The organism is Catellatospora tritici (assembly GCF_019083965.1).
In the GTDB taxonomy this organism is placed as follows: domain Bacteria; phylum Actinomycetota; class Actinomycetes; order Mycobacteriales; family Micromonosporaceae; genus Catellatospora; species Catellatospora tritici.
In genome coordinates this window covers 108,594-117,929 of sequence record NZ_JAHRCY010000023.1, presented here as the reverse complement: position 1 = coordinate 117,929, position 9,336 = coordinate 108,594, and the positions used below count along the sequence as shown (strand labels likewise).

The following is a 9,336-nucleotide window of genomic DNA, read 5'->3' as shown; positions in this document are numbered from 1 at the left end:
CGTCCACGTGCGAGCGGCCCTCGTTCAGCGACGCCACCAGCTTCGCGTTCACGTCGTAGCCGAGCACGCTCAGCCCGGCCTTCACGGCCTCCTGAGCCAGCGGCAGACCCACATAACCCAGCCCGAGAATGACCACGTCGACAGCCATGCACCTGCTCCTTCGCGCGTCTCGGCGCAACCTCCCGGCCGTATTGAACCGGATTCACGTCGCCGAGACGCGATGTTAGCCGACCCGGATCAGCTGCCGTCCGCGCGCTGGGCCGAGGGTGACCTCGGCAGTGGCACGGCGGTCAGCTCGGGCGGCCGGTACTGGGTGATCGCACGCCGGGCCACGTCGTTGACGGCCGACGAGTTGGCCCAGGCCCCGAGCACGATCGAGGCGAACGGAATGGCCTTGGCGGCCAGCTTGCGCACCGCCCGCACCCCGGCCATCTGGGCCAGCCGCCAGCTCAGCCGGGCCAGCGCCCGCGCGGTCGAGGTCCCGGCGACCCGGGCGATGGCCGAGCCGACCCCCTCCCGCCCGGCGGCCACGCCGAGCGCGACCCGGGCGCCCTCGGCGGCCTTGTGCACCCGCTGCAGCACGAGCAGGTCGGTGGCGCGCTCGGGCTGGGTCGGGTCCACGCCGTACACGGCGGCCAGGTGCAGCACCAGGCGGCTCTGCGTCCAGGCCAGCCCGGCCAGGTCGAACACCGCCCCGGGCAGGCCGATGGCGCCGGTCGCCGCCCCGGACAGCCGCCCGTGCCAGCGGAAACGCTGCACCGCCAGCTGGGCCAGACCGTCGGTGTGCATGTTCGGGTGCCGCTGACGCATGGTGGCGGCCCACTGCGCGGCCTGCGGTCCGATCCTGCGGACGGCGGCCAGCGCCAGGTGCTCGGGGGCGTACTGGGGGTCGGCCCGCATCGTCTGCCACAGCCCGGCCGGGGGCGACTCGTCCAGGATGAGGTCGGTGGTGGGGGTGGTCAACGCAGCACCTCCGCGAGTTCGAGCAGGGACTCGTCGGTGCCGGGGGCACCGACCAGGCACAGCCCGACCGGCAGGCCGTCGACACGGGCGCCGGGCACGCTCAGCGCGGGCAGCCCGGCGACGCTGGAGATGCCGGTCAGCCCGAGGATGGGCGCGCGCAGCGGGTCGGTGTCGGCGCCCCGCAGCGGCGCGGGCTGCGGTGCCGTCGGTATGACCAGAACGGTCCCGTCCAAAACCCGCGCCATCGTGTCACGTACCGCCGCGATCTCCCGGTCGGCCGCGGCCAGCTCCTCGGCGGTACGCGCCGCGGCCGCGCGGACCCGCTCGGCGATCCCGGCGCCGAAAACGGGGTTCTCCGCCCGTACCCACTCGCCGTGCTCCTGCCAGAACTCCCAGCCGGTACGCACCGCGTAGCCGAACCGGTAGTCCGGCGCCGCCGAGTCGAACAGCGGCTTCTCGTCCACCGGCAGCACCGCCCGCAGCCGGTCCACGGCCGGCGCCAACGCCGCCCGGACCTCGGGCCCGGCCAGCTCCCACACGTCCGGCGGGGCGAGCAGCCCGCGCAGCGCCGTGGTGTCGGCGCCGCCGCGCAGCAGCACCCCCGCCGCGGTACGCAGCAGCGCCAGATCTGCCGTGAGCAGCCCCGGCGCGTCGAACGAGCCGCACAGCGCCACCACCCCGTCCCGGCTGACCCGGGCGTGGCTGGGCCGCAGGCCGTAGAGGCCGCACCACCCCGCCGGGATGCGCACCGAGCCGCCGGTGTCGGTGCCCAGCCCCAGCTCGGCACCGCCGGAGGCGACCGCCGCCGCGGTGCCGTTGGACGACCCGCCGGTCAGGTGGCCCGGCGCGGCCGGGTTCTCCGGGGTGCCGTAGTGCGCATTCGTGCCGAACAGGCTGTACGCCATCTCGTCGGTGTGGGTCTTGCCCGCCAGCCGGGCCCCGGCCGACAGCAGCGCCGCCACTGCGGCCGCGTCCCGGGTCGCCGGGGCGTGCGTGGCCAGCCACGTCGGGTTGCCCGCCCCCGTGGGCAGGCCATCCACATCGAACAGATCCTTGACGGCCAGCCGGATCCCGCGCAGCGGCCCGTCGGCCTCGGGCCGGTAAGGCATGGTCGGCAACCAGGGCACATAGGGCGCGGCAATCACGTCGGTCACCGCCACACTCCTACCACGAACGTCGGGCCGGAGGAAGACGCATCGGCGACAAGCCGCCTTGCTCGCGTCGAGGCCTCGATGATCGGCGCGCCCCGCGACGTAGCGTGGCGACCATGACCGACACCCTGCCCCGCGCCGCCCTCAACCGCGCCGTGCTCGCGCGCCAACTGCTGCTGGCCCGCGCGGACCTGCCCGCCGAGCGAGCGATCGAGCGGCTGGCCGGGATGCAGGCCCAAGCCCCGAACCCGCCGTACGTCGGGCTGTGGGCGCGGCTGGCCGGGTTCGCGCCCGAGCAGCTGTCGCAGTTGGTCACCGAACGCAAGGTGGTGCGCATCGCGCTGATGCGCGGCACCATCCACCTGGTCACCGCCGCCGACTGCCTGCTGTTGCGGCCGGTGGTGCAGCCCGTGCTCGACCGGGGGCTGCGCAACACCTACGGCAGACAGCTGGTCGGACTCGACCTGGACGAGGTCGCCGCGTACGGCCGGGAACTGGTCGAGCAGCGGCCGCTGACCTTCGCCGAGCTGGGCGAGCAGCTGGCCGGGCGCTGGCCCGACCACGCCGCCGACGCGCTCGCGCCGGTGGTGCGCACCCGCGTCCCGCTGGTGCAGGTGCCCCCGCGCGGGCTGTGGAACACCAGCGGCCAGGCCGCGCACACCTCGGCCGAGACCTGGCTGGGCGCGGCGCTGCCGCAGCCGTCGGTGGACGAGGCGGTGCTGCGCTACCTGGCCGCGTACGGCCCGGCGAGCGTCCGGGACGCGCAGGCCTGGTCGGGGCTGACCCGGCTGCGCGAGGTCTTCGACCGGCTGCTGCCCCGCCTGGTCACCTGCACCGACGAGTCCGGCACCACCCTGTACGACCTGCCCGACGCGCCCCGCCCCGCCGCCGACACGCCCGCGCCCGTTCGCCTGCTCGGCGAGTTCGACAACATGCTGCTGTCCTACGCCGACCGCACCCGCGTCCTGTCCGAGCCGCACCGGGCCAGGGTGTTCACCGTCAACGGCATCATCCGGGCCACGGTGCTGGTCGACGGCTACGTCGCCGGGATGTGGCGGCTGGCCCGCGACCGCGACACCGCCGCCGTGACGGTCGAGCTGTTCCAGCCCGTGTCACCGGCGATCCAGGACGAGATCGTGGCCGAGGCGGCCGCCCTGCTCACCTTCGCCGCCCCCGCCGCCGTCCACGACGTGCGCCTGGTCTGACCCACCGGCCAGCACGCCACCCTGCCAATCGCACTGACCCAGGCCGCGACCGTCGTGGTCTGGCGCTACCAGGCCCGAGCGCCTGTGTCGGAGTTCACCCGGATAAGTAAGGTGAGGTTCGCCGGGAGAGCGCTTACCGTCGTGGAGTGAGCGCCGACAGAACCACCCGTACCCCCTGGCCCGTGGCAGCGCTGGTGCTGTTCACCGCCGCCACCTTCCTGTCGGTCACCACCGAGATGCTGCCCACCGGCCTGCTCAGCTCGATGAGCCGCGACCTGCACTCCTCCGAGGCCCGCGTCGGCATCCTCGTCACCGGGTACGCCCTGATGGTCGCCCTGTTCGCCGCCCCGCTCGGCCGCACCACCGCCCGCGTCCGGCGCCGCACCCTGTTCACCGGCGCGCTGGCCGGATACGCCGCCAGCAACATCCTCATGGCCGTGGCCACCGTGTACCCGGTCGCCGCCGTGGCGCGCCTGGCCGGAGGCCTCACCCACGGCCTGTTCTGGGCCATGCTCGCCGGATACATCGCCCGCATGGTCGACCCGGCCCGCCTCGGCCGCGCGATGACCCTGGTCTTCACCGGCGGCACCCTGGCCATCCTGCTCGGCGTCCCGGCGGGCACCGCCCTGGGCATCGCGCTCGGCTGGCGGACGGCGTTCGTCGCCCTCGCCGGGGTGTCGCTGCTGCTGGTGCTGCTCGGCTGGCGCATCCTGCCCGACCTGCCCGGTGCCGACGCCGCCGACGACCTGAGCCTGCTGCAGGTGCTGCGCACCCCGGCCGTCACCGTGGTCGTCATCACCACCGCCGTCACCATGCTTGGCTTCTTCAGCTTCTTCACCTACATCTCCCCGTTCCTGCTGCACGCGGGCGTGAACGAGCAGGGGCTGAGCCCGGTGCTGCTCGGCTACGGCGTCGCGGGGGCGATCGGGCTGTTCCTGGCCGGGCTGCTCATCGACAAGCGGCCCCGCGTCGGCATGCTCGGCGGCAGCGTCGTCCTGACCGGAGCACTGGTGCTGCTGGCCGTCGGCCGCGGCTCGGTCGCCCTGGCCGTCGTCGGCTGCTGCCTGGCCGGGATGGCCCTGAACTCGCTGGCGCTGGGCGTGCAGGCGGCCACCCTGCGGGCCGCCCCGCCCGGCGCCACCGACACCGCCTCGGCCCTGAACGCGTCGGCGTTCAACCTCGGCATCGGCGGTGGCGCCCTCTTCGGCGGCCTGGTGCTGGACTCGTTCGGGGTGGGCGCGTTGCCGCTGGTCGCGGGGGTGCTCGTGGGCATCGGGCTGGTCGGTGTGGCGGCCGGGCGACGCACCGGCTTCCCCGCCACGGTCCCCCTGTGACCCTTTCCAGGTCAGGGGCGGGCAGAATGGCGGCGTGACGACGTCCATTGCACAGCGCATCGCCGAGGAACTCGGCGTACGGCAGAACCAGGTCATCGCGGCGGTCGAGCTGCTCGACGGCGGGGCGACGGTCCCGTTCGTCGCGCGTTACCGCAAGGAGGTGACCGGGGCACTGGACGACGCACAGCTGCGCACGCTGGAGGAGCGGCTGCGCTACCTGCGCGAGCTGGAGGAGCGGCGCGGCACGATCCTGGAGTCGATCCGCTCCCAGGGCAAGCTCGACGACGCCCTCGAAGCGCTGATCATGGCGGCGGACTCCAAGGCGCGGCTGGAGGACATCTACCTGCCGTTCAAGCCCAAGCGCCGCACCAAGGCCATGATCGCCCGCGAGGCCGGACTGGAGCCGCTGGCCGACACCCTGATCGGTGACCCGTCGCAGGACCCGCAGGCCACCGCCGCCGGATACGTCGACGCCGACAAGGGCGTGGCCGACGTCGCGGCCGCGCTGGAGGGCGCCCGGTCGATCCTGGTCGAGCGCTTCGGCGAGGACGCCGACCTGATCGGCGCACTGCGTGAGCAGATGTGGATCCGGGGCCGCCTGGTCTCCAAGGTCCGCGACGGCAAGACCGAGGAGGGGGCGAAGTTCTCCGACTACTTCGACTTCTCCGAGCCGTACAGCAAGCTGCCCTCGCACCGCATCCTGGCGATGTTCCGGGGCGAGAAGGAGGAGGTCCTCGACCTCGTCACCGAGCCCGACGAGCCCGCGCCCGAGGGCGCCCCGGCCGGGCCGACCATCTTCGAGCAGCGCATCGCGGCCAAGTTCGGCATCAGCGACCGCGGCCGCCCGGCCGACAAGTGGCTCAACGACACCGTCCGCTGGGCCTGGCGCACCCGCATCCTGGTCCACCTGGGCCTGGACCTGCGCACCCGACTGTGGCAGGCGGCCGAGGAGGAGGCGGTGCGGGTCTTCGCGATGAACCTGCGCGACCTGCTGCTGGCCGCCCCCGCCGGGACCCGCGCCACCATGGGCCTGGACCCGGGCTTCCGCACCGGCGTGAAGGTCGCCGTCGTCGACGCCACCGGCAAGGTCGTCGCGTACGACACCATCTACCCGCACGTGCCCGCGAACCGCTGGAACGAGTCGCTGGCGACGCTGGCCAAGCTGTGCGCCGAGTACAAGGTCGAGTTGATCGCGATCGGCAACGGCACCGCCTCCCGCGAGACCGACAAGCTCGCCACCGACCTGATCAAGCTGGCGCCGCACCTCAACCTCACCAAGATCGTCGTATCGGAGGCGGGCGCGTCGGTCTACTCCGCCTCCGCGTACGCCTCGCAGGAGCTGCCCAGCCTCGACGTCTCCATCCGCGGCGCGGTCTCCATCGCCCGCCGCCTGCAGGACCCGCTCGCCGAGCTCGTGAAGATCGACCCGAAGTCGATCGGGGTCGGGCAGTACCAGCACGACCTGTCCGAGGTGAAGCTGTCGCGCTCGCTGGACGCCGTCGTCGAGGACTGTGTGAACGGCGTCGGCGTCGACGTCAACACCGCCTCCGCGCCGCTGCTCGCCCGGGTCTCCGGCATCAGCGCGGGCCTGGCCGAGAACATCGTGCTGCACCGCGACGCCAACGGGCCGTTCCGGTCCCGTACCGCGCTCAAGAACGTGGCGCGGCTGGGCCCCAAGGCCTTCGAGCAGTGCGCGGGCTTCCTGCGCATCCCCAACGGCGACAACCCGCTCGACGCCTCCAGCGTGCACCCCGAGGCGTACCCGGTGGTGCAACGGATCCTGAAGCAGAACAGCGTCGAGATGGCCAAGCTGATCGGCAACGGCTCGCTGCTGCGCACCCTCAAGCCCGCCGAGTACGCAGACGACGTCTTCGGTCTGCCGACCGTCACCGACATCATCAAGGAGCTGGAGAAGCCCGGCCGCGACCCGCGCCCGGCCTTCAAGACCGCCTCGTTCAAGGACGGTGTCGAGAAGATCGGCGACCTGCAGCCCGGCATGCTGCTGGAGGGCGTCGTCACCAACGTCGCCGCGTTCGGCGCGTTCGTCGACATCGGCGTGCATCAGGACGGCCTGGTGCACGTGTCGGCGCTGTCGCACACGTTCGTCAAGGACCCGCGCGACGTGGTGAAGTCCGGTGACGTGGTCAAGGTGAAGGTGCTGGACGTGGACATCCCGCGCAAGCGCATCTCGCTGACCCTGCGCCTGGACGACGAGGCGACCCCGACCGGCGGCGGCAACCGCCCCGGCGGCCAGCGCGGCGGCGACAACCGCGGTGGCGACAACCGTGGCGGTGGCGGTGGCGGCGGCGGTCAGCGCGGCGGCGACCGGGGCGGCCAGCGCGGCGGCGGGCAGCCCCGCCAGCAGCGCAACGAGCCCATCGCCAACAACGCCATGGCCGAGGCCCTGCGCCGCGCGGGCCTCGACAAGCTCCGCTGACAGGCCCCAAAACCGCGGCGCAAGTTGCCGGGCAATCGGGGGTATCGCGACCCGCATACCCCCGATTGCCCGGCAACTCGGACGATCTTCGGCCCACCCGCCACTCGGCGGGACAGCGGTGCGGGCGCGTACCCGCTACGGTGCGTAGCGTGACTCGATCATGGTTGCGGTTGACCGCGCTCGTCCTGACCGCCGCGCTGGCCGGATGCTCCGCCCTCGACGCGGCGGAACAGGCCGCTGACCAGGGTTTGCCCGCCGCCTGCGCCACCCCTGACGCGATCACCGTCAAAACCGACACCGCCGTATGGCTGCAGGCCCTGTCCGGCATCGGCACCCCCGCCGAGGCGCACTGGATCGCCCGGCCGGCCGCGAACGCCTGCTCCCGCGCGCCCGGCCTGTCCGACTGGTACCACGAGGTCGTCCTACGCCTCGACCCGGACGTCGCCCGGACGCTGGCGAGCGCCTACGGCTGGGAACCCGTCACCGAGGCCCCGCAGATCCACCCGAAGCTGGCCCCGTTCGTCCCCACCGGCACCGCCTGGTCCCGCAGCCCCGCCTACGAGCGGGCCCACCTCATGGGCCCGTGGTACGGCGCCCTCTACCTCGACGCCGCCCACGGGCTCGCCTACTTCGACCTCAACCAGAGCTGACACCGGAAATCCTCGCCCGCTGTCAACCGGCGCCGCGGTCCATCCCGTACACAGTGCTGACCGCAGGAATGGGAGGCGTACGGGGATGACCGGCACGGTGGAGTTCGACGAGTTCGTCACGGCGCGATCACGCCACCTGCTGCGCATCGCGTACGTGCTCACCGGCGACCACGCGCTGGCCGAGGACCTGCTGCAGACCGCGCTGGCCCGCTCATGGTCGGCCTGGAAGCGCGTGCACGGCGATCCCGAGCCCTACGTGCGCCGGATCCTCACCAACACCTACAACTCCTGGTGGCGCCGCCGCTGGCACGGTGAGCGCGCCACGGAGCACCTGCCCGAGCGGTCCGGCCCCTCACCGCAGGCCGCGGTGGACGACCGGGACCAGGTATGGCGGGCCCTGTCGAAACTGCCCCGGCAGCAGAAACTCGTCGTAGTGCTGCGCTACTTCGAGGACCTCAGCGAGGCCGAGATCGCCCGCACGCTGGGCATCTCCCCCGGCTCGGTCAAGGCACACGCTTCGCGGGCACTGAGCAGCCTGCGCCTGGACCCATCACTGCAGTCGCTGCCACTGCCCGCAGACGACGACGTCCCCGCGGGCAACGAGCGCCTGGCCGCGGTACGCGGCCGGATCGCGCAACGCCGCCGCGGCCGGCTCGCCACGCTGGCCGCGGCCTGCCTGGTCGTCATCGCCGCCGTCACCGGCTACGCCGTGGCACCGAGCCCGCCGCGCTCACCGCAGGAAACGCTGTCGGCCATTCCCGAGTACTACCGCGGCCGCCACATCACGGCTCGTGGCCTCGCCCCGCTGACCGGGGGCACCGCCACCTTCACCTGGACTCCGTCGACACTGGACGCCTGGTTCTACCCCGACTGCACAGCGGACCACGCGCCGGACGTGGTGCTGGTGCTCTCGCTGAACGACCGACAGCCGCTCATGATGCACTGCGACCCGGACAACAGCCTGAACTTCGGCTCCAGCACCACGATCCCGCCCGAGGACATGACGACGCTCTGGGGCGTACGGGTGGGCAAACCCGCCACCATCAGCCTGACCGCCGTCGCCGCGAAGGACTTCGACGCCCAGAACCCCTACCGCGACATCGCGAAGGTCGGCGAGCTGCCCCACGGCACGATGGCCTTCCTCGTCGCCGAGGCGGTGCCCTTCGACCAGTACCCGCTGCCAGAGCGCCCGGCGGCGCTCGCGCCGCTTCCCCGGCTCAGCGAGGATCCGGACACGGTCACGCTAAGGGCGGGCGGTCCGACCGGCCTCACCACGAACTGGCACGGCGGGCAGCTCACGCTGACCGGTTGGTCGCAGACCCCGGGGTTGCTGCGCATCAGCGTCAACGGAGCGCCGGTAACGACCCTGTCCTGGTACGACTACGGGACCGCGTCGAACCAGTACCTCATCACGAACCTCGCCGACGACCACTGGCGGCAGAGCGGACTCGTGTTCCCGTCCGGCTCGGCGATCACCGTCACCGTCACGCCGGAGCACCTCGGCGGCGACTGGGCGCTACAGATACGGCAGTGACAAGCCGGCGCCGGCCCGGGGTGGCCCCGCCCCGACATCGAGCGGGGGCACCCCGGCCGCCT

Annotated in this window: 8 protein-coding genes; 5 read left to right on the top strand and 3 right to left on the bottom strand. The window is 73.0% G+C overall.

Annotation, left to right across the window (positions count from 1 at the left end; all coding sequences use genetic code 11):
* The 3 genes from KUA19_RS34915 to KUA19_RS34905 all read right to left on the bottom strand — a co-directional run.
* The coding region (locus KUA19_RS34915) for an NAD(P)-binding domain-containing protein (RefSeq protein WP_372451958.1) at window positions 1-148 on the bottom strand (148 nt) is incomplete at its 3' end.
* An 89-nt stretch (window positions 149-237) separates the two neighbouring features.
* The gene (locus KUA19_RS34910) at window positions 238-963 is read right to left on the bottom strand and encodes an EcsC family protein (RefSeq protein WP_254550572.1); all 726 of its coding nucleotides are present in this window, start codon (window positions 961-963) and stop codon (window positions 238-240) included.
* Window positions 960-2,117 (bottom strand): amidase, encoded by a 1,158-nt coding sequence (locus tag KUA19_RS34905; protein WP_217403097.1) that lies wholly within the window; start codon window positions 2,115-2,117, stop codon window positions 960-962. Before KUA19_RS34905 ends, KUA19_RS34910 begins: the two co-directional genes overlap by 4 nt.
* Before the next feature lie 113 nt (window positions 2,118-2,230).
* On the opposite strand from KUA19_RS34905, the gene KUA19_RS34900 reads away from it, so the two are divergent.
* The 5 genes from KUA19_RS34900 to KUA19_RS34880 all read left to right on the top strand — a co-directional run bounded on the left by KUA19_RS34900 (window position 2,231) and on the right by KUA19_RS34880 (window position 9,274).
* Window positions 2,231-3,319: a winged helix DNA-binding domain-containing protein gene (locus KUA19_RS34900; protein WP_217403096.1), complete on the top strand. Its 1,089-nt coding sequence runs from the start codon at window positions 2,231-2,233 to the stop codon at window positions 3,317-3,319.
* Window positions 3,320-3,465: 146 nt separating this feature from the next.
* A complete protein-coding gene (locus KUA19_RS34895; protein WP_217403094.1) occupies window positions 3,466-4,653 on the top strand; it encodes an MFS transporter in 1,188 nt (395 codons plus the stop codon).
* A gap of 34 nt (window positions 4,654-4,687) precedes the next feature.
* Window positions 4,688-7,090: a Tex family protein gene (locus tag KUA19_RS34890; protein WP_217403092.1), complete on the top strand. Its 2,403-nt coding sequence runs from the start codon at window positions 4,688-4,690 to the stop codon at window positions 7,088-7,090.
* Between the two features lie 149 nt (window positions 7,091-7,239).
* Window positions 7,240-7,740: a hypothetical protein gene (locus KUA19_RS34885; protein ID WP_217403091.1), complete on the top strand. Its 501-nt coding sequence runs from the start codon at window positions 7,240-7,242 to the stop codon at window positions 7,738-7,740.
* A gap of 85 nt (window positions 7,741-7,825) precedes the next feature.
* On the top strand, window positions 7,826-9,274 hold the full coding sequence (locus KUA19_RS34880) for a SigE family RNA polymerase sigma factor (RefSeq protein WP_217403090.1): 1,449 nt from the start codon (window positions 7,826-7,828) through the stop codon (window positions 9,272-9,274).
* Window positions 9,275-9,336 lie beyond the last annotated feature (62 nt).

What these genes read in the sequence shown, in the direction of transcription:
- KUA19_RS34900 (WP_217403096.1), top strand. Translation starts at nt 2,231, where the DNA reads ATGACCGACACCCTGCCCCGCGCCGCCCTCAACCGCGCCGTGCTCGCG.
- KUA19_RS34880 (WP_217403090.1), top strand. Translation starts at nt 7,826, where the DNA reads ATGACCGGCACGGTGGAGTTCGACGAGTTCGTCACGGCGCGATCACGC.